This is a genomic window from Enterobacter sp. MGH 24, from assembly GCF_000493015.1.
In the GTDB taxonomy this organism is placed as follows: Bacteria; Pseudomonadota; Gammaproteobacteria; order Enterobacterales; family Enterobacteriaceae; genus Enterobacter.
In genome coordinates, this window is record NZ_KI535657.1 from 1,459,680 (window position 1) to 1,477,516 (window position 17,837).

The window sequence follows — 17,837 nt, forward strand, 5'->3', positions numbered from 1 at the left end:
ACGCTCTCCCTCCTGGCTCATTAAAAACGACAAAAGTTGTCAAATCGTTAAATTCGTCACACTTTTGATGATAAACTGCGCGACTTTTCCGCACGTTTTTATCTTCAGGTGACGCCATGACAGAACATATCCAGCCCACGACCAGACCGCAGACCAAAGAGGTTTCTCGCCCCAACTGGTCGGCCGTTTTCGCCGTGGCGTTCTGCGTCGCCTGCCTGATTACCGTTGAGTTTCTGCCGGTGAGCCTGCTGACGCCGATGGCGCAGGATCTGGGCATTTCCGAAGGCGTGGCGGGGCAGTCCGTTACCGTCACCGCGTTTGTGGCGATGTTCGCCAGCCTGTTTATCACCCAGGTGATTGGCACTATCGACCGCCGCAGGGTGGTCATCCTGTTCAGCGTGCTGCTGACGCTCTCCTGCCTGCTGGTCTCCTTTGCTGAAAGCTTTACCCTGCTGCTGCTGGGGCGCGCCTGTCTGGGGCTGGGGCTGGGCGGCTTCTGGGCGATGTCCGCTTCGCTGACCATGCGACTGGTGCCCGCGCGCACGGTGCCAAAAGCGCTTTCCGTTATCTTCGGTGCGGTCTCTATCGCGCTGGTGATTGCCGCGCCGCTCGGCAGCTTCCTCGGTGGAATTATCGGCTGGCGTAACGTCTTCAACGCTGCGGCGGTGATGGGCCTGCTCTGCATCATTTGGGTGTGGAAAGCGCTGCCGTCGCTGCCGGGCGAAGCGGCGCACCATAAGCAGAACATGTTCGCGCTGCTGAAGCGCCCCGGCGTACTGGCGGGGATGACCGCCATCTTTATGTCCTTCGCCGGGCAGTTTGCCTTCTTTACCTATATCCGCCCGGTGTTTATGACCATGGCGGGCTTTGACGTGGACGGCCTGACGCTGGTGCTGCTGAGCTTTGGTATCGCGAGTTTTGTCGGCACCTCGCTGTCGTCCCAGTTCCTGAAACGCTCCCTGAAGGTCGCGCTGGCGGGCGCGCCGCTGGTGCTGGCGGCGAGTGCGGCGGTGCTGGTGCTGTGGGGCAGCGATAAGTGGGTGGCGTCTGCCATTGCGATTATCTGGGGCTTTGCCTTTGCGCTGGTGCCGGTGGGCTGGTCGACGTGGATCACCCGCTCGCTTGCCGATCAGGCGGAAAAAGCCGGGTCGATTCAGGTGGCGGTGATCCAGCTGGCAAACACCTGCGGCGCGGCCATTGGCGGCGTGGCGCTCGACCATCTGGGGCTGACGTCACCGCTGGTGATTTCCGGTACGCTGATGCTGCTGACGGCACTGCTGGTGGCGGGGAAGGTTAAAGCTAAGTAGTCAATTTTCCCCTCACCCTAACCCTCTCCCCATAGGGGAGAGGGGACTGCTCGGTGCTGTCTTTTCACCCTCGCCCCTTTGGGGAGAGGGCCGGGGTGAGGGGACATCAGGCTACGCCGATGCCTTAACCCTTCTACGCGAATCCATCGAAATCAGTACCACCGACGACACAATCAGCAGCGTGCCCAGCCAGTCCGGCAGGGTAAACGCCACGCCCAGCAAAATCACCGACAGCAACGCGCTGCTCAAGGGTTCGGCGCAGCTCAGGATGCTCGCCTTCGGCCCGCCGATCATCTGCGCACCTTTCAGGTACAGGCTGAACGTCAGCGCGGTGCCGATCACCACCAGGTAGAAAAACGCCAGCAGCAGGCTGCCGTCGATCACGAAGGTGGTCCCGCGTCCGGCGTAGAACGGCGTCAGCATTAACCCGGCAATCAACATGCTCCAGCCGACAATCGGCAGCGTACCGTAGCGGGCGATCAGCGTCGACGGGTACGTGGTATAAAACGCGGCGGCAAACGCCGAGGCGATGCCGAAGAACAGTGCGGCAGGCGAGATGGAGAGCGACGTCGGATCGCCGTGGGTGACCAGCAGGAAGGTGCCGACAAGGGACGTCATGATGGCCGACAGCACAAACACGCCGGGACGCTTTTTCCGCGCCAGGGCGAACCACGCCACAATGATGGTCGGTGACAGAAACTGCAGCACCGTAGCGGTCGCAGCGTTGGATTTTTCAATCGTCAGCAGGAAGGTGAGCTGCACGGTGAGCGCGCCGACGAGTGAGAAAATCAGCAGGCTGAGGGCGTCTTTGCGATGCTTAATGACCGAGAAAATCTTGTCGCCGTGAACGAAAGAGAGCGTCAGCAGGATCACGCCGGTAAACAGCAGGCGAACCATGGTCAGGTAAGGCGAAGAAATGTGGCTTTTCTCCATGATGTACTGCGCGCAAACGCCGGAACTGCCCCATAAAACGGCGGCGATCAGGACGTTCAGCATCCCTTTACGTGTGGAACCCATTTTCTCCCCTGCTATGTTGGTTTTTTTGTAGCATAACATGGGAGCTTGCCGGGTGGCGCTGCGCTTACCCGGCCTACAAGGTTTTGTAGGCCCGTGCAAGCGCAGCGCCGCCGGGCGAAACAAACGGCGCTGTACTAGAACCACGCCTCCCACATCGCGCCGACGTTGAAGTCGTCGAGCGTTTCGTCTTTGGTGCCGTTTACGCGCGCGGTGCGTGCGTTATCCACTTTGCCGCCGGTCACGTAGAAGCGCAGCATCGGGCGGAACTCCGGCCCCATGGCGATAGACATGTTCTGCGACAGGGTCAGCTTCCAGCCCTTGTTGTCGCCGCCGTTGTCGTAATCCACGTGCTGCCAGCCCGCTTCCAGCCAGGTGGAGTGAACGTCGTTCCACCAGTGCATTGGGCGCACGATGGCGTTGTAGTTCTTGCGGTTGTCGGTCTTATCGCGGCTGTTGTCGTAGTCGTGGAAGGCGAGGATGTACTCCACCTGCGTCGCCTGGGTGAATTTGTACAGCCCTTCGAAGCTGGCGTAAACCGTGGTCAGATCCTCGGTTTTGTTGAACACGCTGTTGTCCGCGTTATCGGAGTAGCGGGCAATCACCTTGTTCACGCCGCTGTCGTTGGTGTGGCTCAGCACCAGGCCGCCCTGCCAGGCGTTCAGACGTTCGTCGCTCTCCACCGCCTTGGAGTCAAAGCCGTAGTTGGCGTACAGCTCCATGTCGATCGGGCCGAGCTTCATGCCGTGGATTTTTGAGGTCGCGGCGTAGTTGCCTTTGTCGCCCGTGCCGGAACCGCCGGTACAGGTGATGCGCGACGGGTTGGCCTCATCTTCCATCACTTCCGGGCTACAGGATTCCACCGCCGCCACGGCGGCCACGTCGAACTGCACGCCGCCGATGTCGAAGTTCTTCACCCCGGCGCCCTGGCCGTCGTGGTTCATCCAGAAGTAGTCGTTGATGCCCTGCTGCGGACGCTGGTGGAAGTCACGGCCGGCCCAGAAATAGGCGTTCGGGTTGGAGGCCATAATGTTGGTCACCCCGGCGTAGGCTTTTTTCAGGTTAACTTCGTCGCCCCAGTGGTCGATCATCACGTTAACGTCCCAGATGGCGCCGTTTTCACCCTTGAAGGCCTTGGAGAGCTGAAATTCCCCGCCGTTGCCTTCGTTGCCCAGACGACCAATGGCGGACGCGCCGTTGTAGGAGCCGTCCACCGCCACGTATTTCTGATCGGCGGCCTGGAAGTGCGCGCCGTAGCGGGCGTAGCCGGTAAATTTAATCCCGAACGGTATCGCCATATCGGGAGATTGTGCCGCGCTTTGCGGCTCGGTCACCACGTCCGCTTTTTTCGCGACCGCCGCATCCATTTTGGCCTGACGCTCGGCCAGGGCTTTATCCACTGCTTTCGCCACAATGGCGTCGATTTGCTCCTGCGTAAATTCCTGTGCGAGCACGGAAATTGGGCAAAGCGCGGCGATAACCGCCATGGTTAATGGAAGTTTTTTAATCGTATTCATGGTTATCTCAATATAGTTTAATTTTATTCAGACAATAACCATCCCGCTCCGATCTGACAGAGTATGTCGCTATCATCAGAACAAGTGGAATTCTATTTAAGGTACAGAGGTATTACAGTAATTTATTTGGCCATAGACTATCTCTGATATAAATGAATAATTTCTTCGGATAATTCACGCGCTAATAAGGAATTCATTAAATGATCCTGCGCGTGCACCATGATTAACGTCATCGGCTGACGTCCTTCGCCCGCATCCTGCTCGATCAGTTTGGTCTGCATCTTGTGCGCCTGGCGCGAATAGCCGTCGGCTTCGCGCAGCAGGCTTTTGGCCTCGTCAATGTTGCCCTGACGCGCCGCGTGCAGTGCTTCAAAGCACAGGCTGCGGGACTGCCCGGCGTTGACGATAATTTCCATTACGGCTTCTTCTAGTGCGATCATCATCATTACTCTTTATCAAAGCTATTATTTAAGGCGGTGGCGGCAAACCACTCTCCGCTTTTCTTGATGGTGCGTTCCTGCGTTTCTAAATCGAGCTGGATAAATCCGTAGCGATTTTTATACGCGTTACACCACGACCAGTTATCAATAAACGTCCACATATGGTAACCAAGACAATTGCACCCTTCGCTAATACCCTTATGCAGCCAGGCTAAATGTTCGGAAATAAACTCGATGCGGTATTGATCGTTAATCTGGCCATTTTCAATAAAGCGCTGCTCATTTTCGACGCCCATGCCGTTTTCAGAAATAAAGCAGCGTGGGTTGCCGTAATTGTCGCGCAGGTTAACCAGAATATCGTAAATACCCGGCGCGTAGATTTCCCAGCCGCGGTACGGGTTCATCTTGCGGCCCGGCATCTCGTAGTTATCAAAGAACCACTCCGGCATAAACGGCGCCTGCGGGTTCACCGCACTGTCGCGACTCTTCACGCGACGCGGCTGATAGTAGTTCACGCCGAGCAGGTCGATTTTCCCTTCCGCAATCAGGAAACCGTCTTCCGGTTTACAGGCGGGTAATTGATCGTAGGATTTCAGCAGCGCCACCAGGTCCGCCGGGTATTCCCCGCGCAGGACCGGGTCAAGGAAGCTGCGGTTAAACATCAGGTCTGTGATGTGCGCCGCCTTCACGTCTGCCGGGTTCTGCGAGCGCGGGTACGACGGCGTCAGGTTCAGCACGATGCCAATTTCACCCGCATAATGCCCGGCGCGGTAGGCCTGAACCGCCTTCGCATGGGCCAGCACGGTGTGATACGCCACGGTGGCCGCCCGACGAAAATCCACCACGTTCGGATAGTGGAAATCGTAAAGATAGCCGCCTTCCACCGGCACGATCGGCTCGTTGAAGGTAAACCAGTGCAGCACGCGATCGCCAAACAGCTCGAAGCAGATCTGCGCATAGCGGGCGTAGGCGTCCACCACGTCGCGGCTTTCCCAGCCGCCAATCTCCTGCATCGCCATCGGCATGTCGAAGTGGAACAGGGTGATAAACGGCGTGATGCCCTGTTCATTCAGCTCATCAATGACCTGATTATAAAAATCGACCGCTTCCGGGTTCACTTCACCGATACCGTCGGGGATCAGGCGCGCCCAGCTAATCGAGGTGCGAAAGCTGTTGTGGTTCAGCTGCTTTAACAGCTGAATGTCCGTTTTCCAGTGCTGATAGAACGTGGAGGTCTGCTGCGGCCCCACGCCGTTGTGAAAACGGTTCGGCTCGCGGGCAAACCAGTAATCCCACGTGGTTTCCCCCTCTCTTGCCCCTTCGGTCTGGAGAGCGGAGCTTGCGCTGCCCCACCAGAAGTTATCGGGAAATGCGTATTTCATGACCATTCCTCTTCGACTTAATTGCTAACTGTTTCAGCGTTACCGACGGTTGCCTGGGCTTTCTGCTCTTCGTTTTTGATGAGCGTACGCTCATAGGCGCGCAGGAACGGCAGGTACATCAGCGCCGACATCACCATACAAACCAGGCACATCACCACCGGGCTGAGTGCCCAGTTCGCCGCCCACGACGCACCAATCGGTGCAGGGGTGGTCCACGGGGTTAACGAGACGACCTGTGCCAGCCAGCCGAGCCTGGTTGCGCCGTACGCCAGGCAGGCGTTGACCAGCGGAACGCACACGAACGGGATAAACAGCATCGGGTTCATGATGATCGGCGCGCCGAACAGAATCGGTTCGTTGATGTTAAAGAAGCTTGGCACAACGCCCATTTTGCCGATGGTGCGCAGGTGGGTCACGCGGCTGCGCAGCAGCAGGAACGCCAGCGGCAGCGTAGAGCCTACGCCGCCAATCAGCAGGTAGTGATCCCAGAAGCCCTGCAGGTAAACGTGCGGCAGCGCCGCACCAGCCGCCAGCGCCGCCTGGTTTGCGGAGAGGTTAGCCATCCAGAACGGGTTCATGATGCCGGTGACGATCAGCGAGCCGTGGATACCGGCAAACCAGAAAATCTGGCACAGCAGCACGGAGAGCAGAATCGCGGGCAGGGAGTCAGACGCCGACACCAGCGGCTCCAGCAGGTGCATGATTGCCTGCGGAATAATCATTCCCGTTTGCGCTTCGATAAACAGGTTCAGCGGGTGCAGTGTCCCGATCACCACCATCACCGGGATCAGGATCTCGAACGAACGCGCCACGCCGGTCGGCACTTCCTTCGGCAGGCGAATGGTCACGTTGTTCTGCTTCAGCCACGCATAGACGCGGGTGGCGTAGATCGCGGTGATCAGCGCGGTAAAAATCCCCTGACCGGAGAGATACTGGGTCGAGATTTTGCCGTCGGCATAGGGTGCTGCGACCAGCAGGAAGGCCATAAAGGCCAGCAGGCCGGACATCACCGGGTCGAGGTTGAACTGACGCCCCAGGCTCGCCCCTATCCCAACCGAGATGAAGAAGGTCATCACGCCCATGCTGAGGTTAAACGGCAGCATCAGCTGCTCGCGGTAGGTCTGGGAGAAATCCAGCCAGCCGCGGGCGAAGCTGTTGGTGGTATCCGCCGAGAAAGGCGGAAAAATGAACACCAGCATAAACGAGCCGATGATCATAAACGGCAGCGCGGCGGTAAAGCCGTCGCGGATGGCAATCACATACTTTTGCTGACCCAGCTTTGCGGCCAGCGGGGTAATTGACTGCTCAATCACCGCGACCATGGATTGATATAACGAACTCATGTGAACACCTTTTAGTGTGCCGCTTCGATGAGCGACAGAGCATAGTCCAGTACTTTATCGCCACGCTGCATGCCGTAGTCCATCATGTCGATGGGCTGGACCGGAATGCCTTGCGTCGCCGCCTTGTCTGAGAGTGTCTGTAACATGTATTTCACTTGCGGTCCGAGAAGGACAACCTGGTATTGCGGAAACTGCGTATCAAATTCGGAAACACCGTACGCATCAATCTTCACCGGCAAACCACGTTCTTTCGCGACATCGACCATTTTGCTGACCAGCAGGCTGGTGGACATCCCGGCAGAGCAGCACAGCATAATCTTGAACATCGACAACCATCCTCTAAATGTAAAAAGTTATTGCGAGAATGATTGGACATTATACGGAAACCGGTTTCCATTCATAAAAGACAGAAGTGTGATACCCATCAAGATCCCTTGCTTATGAGGCTAATTAACCGGATGTGCATCACATAATTTGGCCGTTTTGACATCATTTTGAGTGGAAACGGAAAATCGGTTTCCATGGAAAACGGAAACGGATATACTCCGTTCTGGCTATAATGTGAGCCGAAGCGGTCATGGAATTTGCAGGCACGAGGTAAGCCTGTCAGGGGAAAAAGATGTCGACAATCAATGATGTATCACGTCTTGCCGGGGTGTCTAAAGCCACGGTATCGCGAGTGTTGAGCGGGTCGCGTGGCGTAAAGGAAGCCAGCCGTCAGGCCGTACTGAAAGCGGTGGATGAGCTGAACTACCGGCCTAACGTGATTGCCCAGTCGCTGCTGAGCCAGTCGACGGGCTGTATCGGGGTCATTTGCGCGCAGGAAAACATTAACCAGACCACCGGTTATCTGTACGCGCTGGAAAAACAGCTCAGCCAGCATCAAAAACACCTCCTGCTGCGCTTTGCGCACAGCAAAGCGGAAGTGATGCACGCCCTTGAAGAACTCTCCTGCGGGCTTTGTGATGATATCCTGGTGATTGGCGCGCGTTTCCCGCTGGACGTGGATATGGAAAACGTCATTCTGGTGGACTGCATGGAGTCTGATAATTCCAACAGCATCCAGTTCGATCACGCCTTTGCCGCCGAAACCGCCTGTAACTACCTCACCAGCCAGGGTCGCCGCCAGATTGCGCTGATCCACCCGCACGGCAGCGGTTTTGCCGACCAGGTGCTGCTCGGCTACAAGCACGCGCTGGAGAAAAATTTCCTGCCCTTTAATCGCAACCTGGTCTTTATGGACGTCACCTCCTCGTCCGTTGCGCTGCAGGAGCTGCTTAATAATGCCAGCACGCTAAACTTCAACGCGCTGCTGGTGGCGGACGAGCAGGAAGCCCAGCGGGTGATCCCGCAGCTGCGGGCGTTTAATAAATCGGTGCCGGACGACATTATGGTCTTTAGCCTGGCCGGATCGCTGCACCTGCCGGGTATTCCGGTGATCCCGGCGATTGAATATTCCATGGACGCCATGGCGGCGCGGATAGTGAGCTGGCTAACGGAGAAAACGCAGATGCTGGGGTCGTACGTGCTGCGCGGGGATCTCATTATTCCGGATATGCGGAAGCGTTAAACGTGTGGTGTAGGCCGGGTAAGCGCAGCGCCACCCGGCAAGCAGCTCTCAATAATCTTCCATACAATCCACCTGACCAATCGCCGCCCAGTAGGCGTCCAGGTTGTCGCGCTTCACGGCGGTGATGGCGTTTTTGATCAGCAGCTGATTGGCCTCGGACGACAAAATCATCTCCTGCCAGGCCTTATCGCTCTGCTTTTTCTGTGGCGTACAGGTTTTCTTAATATCTTTCAGGACCTGCTGCTTTATTTGCGCCTCTTTCGCCGGGTCCTCCTTTTCCTGAGCATGGACAAACGCGGCGAAGAGCAGACAAACCAGCAGGCAGACCAGGTGCGCAGCTTTCATCAACAACCCCCTTTAAAAGTCACATGCTTCCCATGAAATATATCGTTACATTCAGTGTAGCGATTCCAGCCGAAAGTATGATTTTCTCTTTTCTGCGCGTGAGACCCAACTGCCAGCGCAATACAGTAGCTCAACAGTTACAACTGGTAGGTTTTCGGAGAATCCTTCAATGTCTTTAATTTATTGCGCACACACCAGTATTTTCTGCTTCTGTAATCAAATGATAAATCAACATACACTGCCATTAACGCAAGTATTACGCCTACAGCCAAACCATTATAATAAAAAACAGCTTTATAAGGTAAAATCAGAGCAATAAATTCATTGTTACATTCCCATATGCTCACGAGCTTTATCACCATAAAACCAGGTGAAAAATGCTCCCATACCACAAAATATAACTATGCATAGAACAGCCATTATAATTAAAAACCAGCCGGATATAGATTTACCGCCATCACCAAAAGTGCCAATGGTTATCATAATTCCCAAAAAGAACATCAGCCCGGCGATCCCACAAACTTCCCACGGTGTCGTGTATCTTTTCTGCTGGGGATAATCAGGTTGGCGAGTTAATCGGGACGACAGAGCCGTCATTGAAAACCTGTTCTGTTCGGAAGCGGCCACCAGCTGATCACCCTGCGCATACACCACTGCATCTGATGCCAATGCCAGCATCAGCCAGACGTACCCGGAAGAATGCTCACCGAGTGACATTTCAAGATCCAGCCTGTCCCGTACGGCCTTTTTCTCATCCAGCACTTCCAGCAGCGGGTACTTCTCCGTGCGAGAGAGTCCGGTATACCAGAGTTTTTTTGGTTTACTGACAGCTTCCGCTCGCAGATAAACAGGTACTGTTGTTTCAACGTCTGTAACCCCCGTCATCGGTTGATAAAGATAAACCCGTTTTTCTCCTTCTGTTTTGACGTAGTAATTCGTGAAGAGAAGCGCAGTAACATTTTCCATCTGTTTAGACTCTTCTTCGTCAGAATGAAGGTCTACACAGATAAGCAGCCGTTCAACAACATACCCGTTAGTCTGCTTTATCCATTCCGTGACTTGCGTATAGTCCGGACATTCAGGCAAAAAGGTGATTTTTTTAGTAGAGATCGCTAACCGTTCGAGCACACGACGGAGTTCATCGCTACAGGATCCGTCCCCACCGCGAACCCACACAAGCGCTTCAATCTGCCGATACTGAGAAAGTTTTCCTGCCATCGGCTCCAGAACGTTGAACATTGCCTGCCCGGCTCTCGTGAAATCGAAGGATGTTTCCAGTTCGATTTTCAACGGCATTTTAGCGGCCAGCGGAAACTCTCCCTCCAGTTTCAGCATACTCAGCGCCAGTTCCTTCGTTGCCTTTGGAGGAGTCAGCACGGACCAGCCTGCCAGGGTAATGTTACCCCTGGCGTAGCTGACAACCTTGTATTCCTGCTGGGCCGCAATCAGCAACCGCGTTTCCATGTAGTGCCTGAGTCCGTGATACACGGCAGAGAACACTTGTACGAACCCCGTCAGGAAAACAACCGGAATCGCCACAGACTGGGCAAGAAAATCGAGATCGACATGTTTATTACCCGGCCAGGTGACAGCCCTGACGGCCAGGCAGATAACCACGACGACCACATATAAGAGACATATCCACAAATAGGGATATTTCTCGTCAAATTCATTCTGTTTTGAGAATAACCACCAGTTCATCAAACAGCCCCCGCAGTGGGGAGCGTGGTGCGAATGGCACAGCCGCACGCAGCTTTACAGCCATCCACGACCACGCCGCGGCCGTTCATCGTCCAGGTCGGGTGGCATTCGTTGATAGGGAACGTTCCTTTATGCTCAGGGCACATAACCAGATCGTTTTTGAGGGCCACAGGTTTTCCCATAAAGTCCGCGCCGGACGCTTTAATCACTTTTCCACCGCTCACCAGCGGGTCATTGAGTCGAATTACGCCATTCATCAGTTTCCCTTCCTCCCTGCGTCCATATCGCAGCGCATGTGATCCCAGCCGGTATAGCCTTTTACTTCCGGAACTTTATCGAGCAGACCCTGATATTTTTTCATTTCTTTTAAGCCTGTTTGGTCTAACTCACCATTCGTTATATAGAGCGTTCCCCATGACCAATCGCTGAATGATTTAGGCATTTGTAAAGGCTTATAATTTTCATCTAAACCAATATCGATATAATCTTTGCTTTTAAAGCCGGAATCATCGAATGGCTTAGATGACATATAAATGAAGTTACGCTGATTTTTGTTTCCTCCATCATACGGCTTAATGACCAAATAACCTTGATCATTAATAACTGTAAATGAAATAGCGTTTTGCTGATCAGGATGAACAGACTGATTAGACCACGCCCTCAATCTAATTTCTAAACTCTCTGGCGCAAAAACGGCTATTTGCCAGTTTTTCCCATAGTCTTTTGAAATGATAAATTCCGATACGTTTTTTGTCGGCACGGCAATATATTTTTCTGATGGATGAATATATGTTTTAGAAAAAATTTGATAAAATTGACTCACAGGCTTGGTATGAATGCCCCGTTTTGTATCCGTATACCAGAGTTCGCCCTCGCAGTTCCAACCCTTCAGTTCCAGATAGCGATGATCATCAAAACGGTAAACCACCTGTGTTGGCGGTTCTGAAGCCTTACAAGCTGCCGCAAATAAAACAGCACTAGTAATAATCCCTACACATAACCCTTTCATGAGTTATTTCCCCACGTCCATGTCACAACGCATATGGTCCCAACCGGTGTAGCCTTTCACTTCCGGCACTTTGTCGGGCAGGTCCTGATAATTGGCCTCACGGCGCATAACCTTTCCCTGTAAACCTTCCTTCGTAAAATAAACCATCCCCCAGGACCATCCTGGAGCATCTGGAGTAATTTCATCCATTTCACCAGTGTCTAAACGATATTGAATCCCCGGTCCGCCCGGCAAAATTCGCGGATCATCAAACGGTTTTGACGACATATACAGCCGGTGTTTGGTCTGTAAAAAACCTTGATCGTTGACGACGGTGAAAGATACTGCGTCTTCCGCTGGCGCTCGGTTATCACCGTTCGGTTCATTCCCCGAAGGAGAAAAACCTACAGCCTTCCAGGTTTGCCCATAATCTTTCGAAACCATAAATCCATCCACCTCCCAGTTTGGAACAGAAATATAGCGCTGGGATGGATGTTCAAACTTTTTAGTGAATATCCGGTAAAATTGAAAAAATGGCTGAGAATGAATCCCTCGTTCTGTGTCCGTATACCAGAGCTCGCCTTCACAGTCCCAACCCTTCAACTCCAGATAACGGTGATCGTCAAATCGGTAAACCACCTGCGTCGGTGGCTCTGAAGCCTTACAAGCCGCCGCAAATAAAACAGCAGTAGTAATAATCCCTACACATAATCCTTTCATGAGTTATTTCCCAACGTCCATGTCACAACGCATATGGTCCCAACCGGTGTAGCCTTTTACTTCGGGGATCTTGTCTGGCTGACCCTGCCAGTTGTCTTTGAACTGCTCTGTGCTGTGCTTTAGTGCCTGTTTTGTCATATAGACCATTCCCCAGGCCCACCCAGGAAAACGGGGTTCCAGTTTCCCGTTGACTTTGTTGCCCATGCCATCATCTACGGTATATTCGATCCCAGGGCCACCAGCAGCCAAACGCGGATCATCAAACGGCTTTGACGACATATACAACCGGTGTTTGGTCTGTAAAAATCCCTGTTCGTTGACGACGGTGAAAGAAAGAACATCCTCATAAGGCGCGTAATCATCGCCGTTAGGTTCATTTTCCCCTGGTGCAAATTGTGCAAGCTTCCATGTTCGACCATAATCCTTCGATACTCTAAAGCCATCAGCCCCCCAAATAGGGATAGATATATATTTTTCTGAAGGATGAATAAATATACGGGTGAAGATCCTATAAAACTGTAAATAAACTTGAGAATGGATAGTCCTTTGCGTATCGGTGTACCAGAGCTCTCCTTCGCAGTCCCAGCCTTTCAGTTCCAGATAGCGGTGATCATCAAAACGATAAACTACTTGGGTAGGCGGTTCTGAAGCCTTACAAGCTGCCGCAAATAAAACGAAAATAGTAATAACTCCTACACATAGTCCTTTCATGTCTTATCCTTTAGCCAACTGGCTGTCGCTTTTAGGTTTCGGCATTTCCCATTGCAGCAGTTTTATTTCCTGGAAATCTCCTGGCCTGACAGTTCCCGTCTCAATATCCATCAGATTACGCGAGCGAGGCCGAATACCGGCATAATCATTTTCCACACCAAAATCGCCCTTCGGCAGCACATCTTCCGGTTTATTCATAAAATCTTTTGTTGGTGCTATTGGTAACTGACCTGATTGGTAATATTTTTTTGCGGCCGGGAAGCCATTCTGCGGATCACGCCAGTCGGCACGATGCAACAGGCTTTCCCAGAATTTACCGGCTTTGTAGTCAAATGACTTGCACTGGCCGATTGCCAGGTCGAACGCCATCGCGTGCGAAGGTGCGAACTCGCTCATAACAATTGACGAATGCTGGCTGTAGCTTACCGGGTCAGCTTTTTTCCATTCTTTTTCAAGTTCTTCACGGGTTTTCATCCAGGTAATGGACAAAACAGGATAATCTTTAGAACCAGTAACTTCCCCGTGAATAACGGTATGCTCCCGGTCATGACTTTCCACCTTCAGCTCATCTGGTGTTAAAACATGCCCAGGCTTCCAGCTAATACGCTGATAACTGTTAAGCATATACATCGCAGAATCCGTGCGTTTGATGGCACTGGCTTTAGCCGAATAGGATATGTAGGCATCCGGGCTATCCGGGTCGATATAATACGTATACGGCTTGTCACTCGTTTGAGGGTCATTATCCGGATGGTTATCCTGACCCTGTAGTTTGAAAATAAAGGGTTCTGGCAATTCTTCACCGTTTACCACTACGTCATGGGCGCGGTAGCTGGCATTCGGGAGAAACGAATATTTTGCATCCCCCTCTTTTCGTTGTGGCACCTCAAAGGGCTTAGTGTCAGGTGCTTTTCCTACTTCGCCGTGCTGATAAAAAACTCGCTGGAACAGGTTAGGAATGCCATCTGCAATTTTCTGAGGGATCCCTCGCCAGCCAAATCCCTGCACATTTTCCAGCGATACAACGCCATCATTTGGACAGAAGTAGTTATACACTTTACCGTTATTGTTACGTCCATAGCGATCATCAGCCCGCAACGGATTATCAGAAGGTTTGCGCAGCGTACAAGAGGCTTCAAGGGCCAGTAATTCGTCTTCAGATAATTTTCCTCCACCTTTCCACTGCGTATGCATCAGGCTACAAAACTTTTTGAATGTCTTCTGCCTGGCGGCATCCGTCTGTTGGTATCCGGGCTGAATATTTTCAGCCACGCGGGACTCCAGTGAATAAGGGGAATGATTCAGGATCACGCAGTTTGAGGGAGGATACCCTGCCTGTTTAACCAACATATTCGCCAGCATGGTAATGATGGTGCCTTGGCTGTGGGCCACGATGTTAATCACGTCGTCTCTGGTTACAGGTTCCTGACGAATCTGAATTATCAAATCAGCCAGACGCTGCGCAGCAAAAAACTGGTAAATACGGTGCGGGTTTTCATAAATGGGGTGAGTGTAATCCCCGTCGTTCATATGCAGTGATGCAAATCCCGCCGCTGCCACGCCAAAACCTCCAGCTCCTGGCCCCAGCATATCGGGAATATTGGTAGTCGCATTGGCGAACGTCCCGCCACCTTTTGCAAAATTTGAATCAAGACCATTCTTGAGATTGTCATTCTGGTACTTAAACGAACCCTTACCGTCATTACCCAGCGCGGCCTTGTTCGTCTCGTTATCTTCCTGATAGGCGTCATACGGCAGATGGGCACCGGAAGAAAGTTTTCCGACTTCATCCCGGTACCGCTTCTGGTCTGCCCGGTAGTCTTCATGGGTAACAGGCTTATACCCCCAGTAGAATGGGATAACAGGCGAACGGCCAGGATGGGTAATGCGGTACTCTCCCCATTCATGCGCGTAAAAGTCCTGACGATTAAGACGTTTACTCAGACCCGCAAGAATGCCTTTTTCCTGATTCTGGTACGCCTCACCCACGTCGTTTACGCCGTGAACCAGGATCACGATCCCCGGCATCGGGCGCGGCACACCAACGCGACGGGTCTGGGCCACCTCACCCAAATCTTTGTGTACCGGAATATCCCCTTCTGATAATACCCGTGGGGCATACGGGCTTTGTTTGGCTTCCGTCATTCCATTAACTCCATTTTGTAGGTGTCCAGGTCATCGGCATCGAGCAACGATGAATGGCCGTTGCTGTCCGTCACGCCTTCCACCACTTTCCCGGCCGAGCTGGTCAGTCTGAATTTTTTGTTCGCGAGAATTTGCTCCGGGTCGTCTCCGGCGTGCAGCTGGTAGCGGAGTTTAAACGCGCCCTGGTTGAATGGAGGGATCGTGACCTGCGCGCTTTCCGGGCCGTCATACTTCAGATTTGGCCCTTTCAGTTCAATTCCCGTCGGCGAGAAGATGGTGACCAGCCCGTTCGAACTGACGCGTATCCCGCCCCCGCCACAGACCAGCTGTATGCCCTGTTTGGCGCTACCGTTCAGCTGCCCGTCGGTACTCGCCATCGTGAAATCCTTCTGCGAGAGCATATGCATGGCACCGCGCTGGGCCTGCGTCGTGATATCCCCGGCCCCGGCAATCATCTGAATGCCGAGCTTGCGGGCGAACAGCGAGAGTTTCTCCCCCACGGCCAGAGAGAATTTTTTTACCACGTTCACGCTGGCATCACTGCCTGCCGTGGCGATCAGGTCTTTCCCGGCTGACAGCTGCAGGCTGTCTGGCGTGACATGCGCCTGCCCTTTTTCGGCATAGGTCAGCAGGCCCGCACCAGTGAGGTTGTTCAGCATCTGGCTCAGCTGGTTTTGCTGATCGGTTTCCACATTCCCGGCCCCGGCCGTCGCCGCTGATTGTTGCAGCGTCATCGCCAGTGACAGCGCTTTTTCCAATTGTGTAATGGCGGCCGTCATATCCAGCTGTTTGCCTGCCGCGCGCGGCTGGGCCTCCGTGGTGAGTAATACCCCTTTAGCGGCACGCAGCGCCATCCAGTCATCGGTACGGGCCTCCACGCCTTCCCCGCGCTTTTTCCCTTCGGCGTCCACCAGGTGGCCGACGCTGACCTGCCCCTTACCGTGCTCCGTGGAAATTTTGATGTGTTCCTGCCCGCGCCGGTCCTCAAGACGAATCTTGTTCGACGCAGCCGTACGGATCACGTTGCGGGTGTCGTTGCGGTTTGTGACCAAATCCGGATGGCTGCCGTCATGCATGACGTGCGCGATATACGGCCTGTCCGGATCGCCCCCTTCAAAGGCCACTGCCACCTCCGTCCCGTCCAGCAGCGGGAAGTGAAAACCGAACACATCCCCGCCGTAGGGCCTGCCCAGACGCATCAGCGCGCTTTCAAAACCGTCCCGTTTTTCATCCAGATCAAAATCAAACTTCACGCGGTAGCGGCCCTGCGCATCGACTCCGGCATACGTATGATCGCGATTGATGGCCGCCACGCGGCCGGGCACCGTACCTGCTATTACCGGCCGCGGCAGAGAGTCCGGACGATAGCTGTAGCCGTTCAGATAAGGGATACCCTTCAGGATGGCGCGGTAGTGCTGTGCGCGACTGCCAGATAGCGTCATTGTGGTCACAAGAAATCCGGGCTTAAACCCGTCAGGAATATCCCCTGTCGGGTGAAACATCACGCCCGGCAGCAGTTCCGGATCGCTGGTTGTCACCCCCAGTACGCTCTGTTTGTTCAGCAGGCGCTCATAACGCAGGCGTGCGTAGAACGAGGCTGTTTCTGCCTCCTGGCCGTAAAAGTCACCTGCAGCCAGAAAGTGATCGGCGTAGTGGTACTGTTTTCCGCGGGTTATCCCGTGAGGAATGTCGTTCCCTGCAATGGTTTTATCCGCCTGTGGGGAAAACGGATCACGGTAGTTATAGGTACGGACCCGTACATTTTCGGGGATGAGCTGGTACTGCTCTTCGAGTTCGGTTACGTACTCTTCATGACTGGTCATGCCGGAATGGCGGACGTATGGCAGCTGCTTATTGCTGAAAACATAGCGGCGACCACCGTCACCGAAAATCACTACCGTTTCACCTTGTACCTTGTCGTGATTTTCAAAGCGGAACCAGATCCCGACTTCGGCCAGCAGACGGCGGATAAACTGGAGATCGGTTTCCTTCCACTGGATAATCATTTCGCGGTTGGGGTAGTTGTGGCTCAGTTGATCAAAATCGATGTTGTAACCCTGAAAATGCCCGCTCTCCTTCATCAGCTTCGTGACGAGTTCAGGCACTGTCATGTCCATGTAAACGGCCGAACGGTAGTTCCGATCCAACAGCGCCAGTTCATGCTCCAACACACACTCATACAGGGCTTCATCAGCGGACGACTTCAGACGGGAAAATGACGTGATCACGCCATTAATCTGGCGCACCGGCAACCAGGATTCCTGATTGTGCCAGGTCGATTTCACTTTCGGGTTAGGCGCGCGCAGAATAAATTCAGCCATCTTGTTCAGAACGTCTTTGACTGCAATGTTCGGATTCGGACTGGTGAAGCGAATGGTATACCGGTAGGGCTTACTGAGTTCTTCTTCCCCGCAAAAAGAATGAACATCCGGTGAAACGTTTTTACTTCGTGGGAAATACAGTAAATAACGATTCAGGGTATCCTGTTGTTGAACCGTGTCTGATTGTCCTGCCATCGTCAAATATCCTTTTGATAAAGCAATAAGGTTCATCAAAATAATACGCTTTCAGGCTGGTTATTAAAATACCCTTCCACAAGGCAGAATAAAAATAGTAAAAAGCAATATTTATTCACTGAATAAATATATAACAAG

16 protein-coding genes are annotated in these 17,837 nt (G+C 53.3%); 2 read left to right on the top strand and 14 right to left on the bottom strand.

Translation table 11 applies throughout. The features are described 5' to 3' along the window. Positions 1-116 precede the first annotated feature (116 nt). Positions 117-1,307 (top strand): purine ribonucleoside efflux pump NepI, encoded by a 1,191-nt coding sequence (gene nepI / locus L370_RS14885; protein ID WP_023333968.1) that lies wholly within the window; start codon positions 117-119, stop codon positions 1,305-1,307. A 111-nt stretch (positions 1,308-1,418) separates the two neighbouring features. Here the strand turns inward: nepI and L370_RS14880 are convergent, their stop codons facing one another. The 6 genes from L370_RS14880 to L370_RS14855 all read right to left on the bottom strand — a co-directional run bounded on the left by L370_RS14880 (position 1,419) and on the right by L370_RS14855 (position 7,329). Beyond that, on the bottom strand, positions 1,419-2,324 hold the full coding sequence (locus L370_RS14880; protein ID WP_023333969.1) for a DMT family transporter: 906 nt from the start codon (positions 2,322-2,324) through the stop codon (positions 1,419-1,421). A gap of 134 nt (positions 2,325-2,458) precedes the next feature. Then, positions 2,459-3,838 (bottom strand): carbohydrate porin, encoded by a 1,380-nt coding sequence (locus tag L370_RS14875; protein ID WP_023333970.1) that lies wholly within the window; start codon positions 3,836-3,838, stop codon positions 2,459-2,461. A 137-nt stretch (positions 3,839-3,975) separates the two neighbouring features. Further along, complete coding sequence (locus L370_RS14870; RefSeq protein WP_010426515.1) at positions 3,976-4,278, bottom strand: PTS lactose/cellobiose transporter subunit IIA; 303 nt, start codon at positions 4,276-4,278, stop codon at positions 3,976-3,978. Between the two features lie 5 nt (positions 4,279-4,283). After that, positions 4,284-5,660, bottom strand: a complete 1,377-nt coding sequence (locus tag L370_RS14865; RefSeq protein ID WP_023333972.1) for a glycoside hydrolase family 1 protein — start codon at positions 5,658-5,660, stop codon at positions 4,284-4,286. A gap of 17 nt (positions 5,661-5,677) precedes the next feature. Then, positions 5,678-7,003: a PTS sugar transporter subunit IIC gene (locus L370_RS14860; protein ID WP_023333973.1), complete on the bottom strand. Its 1,326-nt coding sequence runs from the start codon at positions 7,001-7,003 to the stop codon at positions 5,678-5,680. Between the two features lie 11 nt (positions 7,004-7,014). Next, positions 7,015-7,329, bottom strand: a complete 315-nt coding sequence (locus L370_RS14855) for a PTS sugar transporter subunit IIB (protein WP_023333974.1) — start codon at positions 7,327-7,329, stop codon at positions 7,015-7,017. A gap of 293 nt (positions 7,330-7,622) precedes the next feature. On the opposite strand from L370_RS14855, the gene L370_RS14850 reads away from it, so the two are divergent. Beyond that, positions 7,623-8,573, top strand: a complete 951-nt coding sequence (locus L370_RS14850) for a LacI family DNA-binding transcriptional regulator (RefSeq protein WP_023333975.1) — start codon at positions 7,623-7,625, stop codon at positions 8,571-8,573. A gap of 48 nt (positions 8,574-8,621) precedes the next feature. On the opposite strand, the gene L370_RS14845 is transcribed toward L370_RS14850, so the two are convergent. The 8 genes from L370_RS14845 to L370_RS14810 form a co-directional block, all read right to left on the bottom strand. After that, entirely contained in the window at positions 8,622-8,918 is a 297-nt protein-coding gene (locus L370_RS14845; protein ID WP_023333976.1) for a YicS family protein, read from the bottom strand. A gap of 327 nt (positions 8,919-9,245) precedes the next feature. Further along, positions 9,246-10,619: a hypothetical protein gene (locus tag L370_RS14840; protein WP_023333977.1), complete on the bottom strand. Its 1,374-nt coding sequence runs from the start codon at positions 10,617-10,619 to the stop codon at positions 9,246-9,248. Further along, the gene (locus L370_RS14835) at positions 10,619-10,876 is read right to left on the bottom strand and encodes a PAAR domain-containing protein (protein ID WP_023333978.1); all 258 of its coding nucleotides are present in this window, start codon (positions 10,874-10,876) and stop codon (positions 10,619-10,621) included. Before L370_RS14835 ends, L370_RS14840 begins: the two co-directional genes overlap by 1 nt. Continuing rightward, positions 10,876-11,628: a T6SS immunity protein Tli3 family protein gene (locus L370_RS14830; protein WP_023333979.1), complete on the bottom strand. Its 753-nt coding sequence runs from the start codon at positions 11,626-11,628 to the stop codon at positions 10,876-10,878. The genes L370_RS14835 and L370_RS14830 overlap by 1 nt, the downstream gene beginning before the upstream one ends. Positions 11,629-11,631: 3 nt before the next feature. After that, positions 11,632-12,327, bottom strand: a complete 696-nt coding sequence (locus L370_RS14825; protein WP_023333980.1) for a T6SS immunity protein Tli3 family protein — start codon at positions 12,325-12,327, stop codon at positions 11,632-11,634. Positions 12,328-12,330: 3 nt separating this feature from the next. After that, on the bottom strand, positions 12,331-13,038 hold the full coding sequence (locus L370_RS14820) for a T6SS immunity protein Tli3 family protein (protein ID WP_023333981.1): 708 nt from the start codon (positions 13,036-13,038) through the stop codon (positions 12,331-12,333). A 3-nt stretch (positions 13,039-13,041) separates the two neighbouring features. Further along, positions 13,042-15,183, bottom strand: coding sequence for a T6SS effector phospholipase Tle3 domain-containing protein (locus L370_RS14815; RefSeq protein ID WP_023333982.1), 2,142 nt, complete (start codon positions 15,181-15,183; stop codon positions 13,042-13,044). After that, positions 15,180-17,735 carry a type VI secretion system Vgr family protein gene (locus tag L370_RS14810; protein ID WP_369796116.1) on the bottom strand — a complete coding sequence of 852 codons (2,556 nt, stop codon included), beginning with the start codon at positions 17,733-17,735 and terminating at the stop codon, positions 15,180-15,182. The genes L370_RS14815 and L370_RS14810 overlap by 4 nt, the downstream gene beginning before the upstream one ends. Positions 17,736-17,837: the final 102 nt, after the last annotated feature.

Coding starts and splice junctions, on each gene's coding strand:
- nepI (WP_023333968.1), top strand. CDS start 117: ATGACAGAACATATCCAGCCCACGACCAGACCGCAGACCAAAGAGGTT.
- L370_RS14880 (WP_023333969.1), bottom strand. CDS start 2,324: ATGGGTTCCACACGTAAAGGGATGCTGAACGTCCTGATCGCCGCCGTT.
- L370_RS14875 (WP_023333970.1), bottom strand. CDS start 3,838: ATGAATACGATTAAAAAACTTCCATTAACCATGGCGGTTATCGCCGCG.
- L370_RS14870 (WP_010426515.1), bottom strand. CDS start 4,278: ATGATCGCACTAGAAGAAGCCGTAATGGAAATTATCGTCAACGCCGGG.
- L370_RS14865 (WP_023333972.1), bottom strand. CDS start 5,660: ATGAAATACGCATTTCCCGATAACTTCTGGTGGGGCAGCGCAAGCTCC.
- L370_RS14860 (WP_023333973.1), bottom strand. CDS start 7,003: ATGAGTTCGTTATATCAATCCATGGTCGCGGTGATTGAGCAGTCAATT.
- L370_RS14855 (WP_023333974.1), bottom strand. CDS start 7,329: ATGTTCAAGATTATGCTGTGCTGCTCTGCCGGGATGTCCACCAGCCTG.
- L370_RS14850 (WP_023333975.1), top strand. CDS start 7,623: ATGTCGACAATCAATGATGTATCACGTCTTGCCGGGGTGTCTAAAGCC.
- L370_RS14845 (WP_023333976.1), bottom strand. CDS start 8,918: ATGAAAGCTGCGCACCTGGTCTGCCTGCTGGTTTGTCTGCTCTTCGCC.
- L370_RS14840 (WP_023333977.1), bottom strand. CDS start 10,619: ATGAACTGGTGGTTATTCTCAAAACAGAATGAATTTGACGAGAAATAT.
- L370_RS14835 (WP_023333978.1), bottom strand. CDS start 10,876: ATGAATGGCGTAATTCGACTCAATGACCCGCTGGTGAGCGGTGGAAAA.
- L370_RS14830 (WP_023333979.1), bottom strand. CDS start 11,628: ATGAAAGGGTTATGTGTAGGGATTATTACTAGTGCTGTTTTATTTGCG.
- L370_RS14825 (WP_023333980.1), bottom strand. CDS start 12,327: ATGAAAGGATTATGTGTAGGGATTATTACTACTGCTGTTTTATTTGCG.
- L370_RS14820 (WP_023333981.1), bottom strand. CDS start 13,038: ATGAAAGGACTATGTGTAGGAGTTATTACTATTTTCGTTTTATTTGCG.
- L370_RS14815 (WP_023333982.1), bottom strand. CDS start 15,183: ATGACGGAAGCCAAACAAAGCCCGTATGCCCCACGGGTATTATCAGAA.
- L370_RS14810 (WP_369796116.1), bottom strand. CDS start 17,735: ATGAACCTTATTGCTTTATCAAAAGGATATTTGACGATGGCAGGACAA.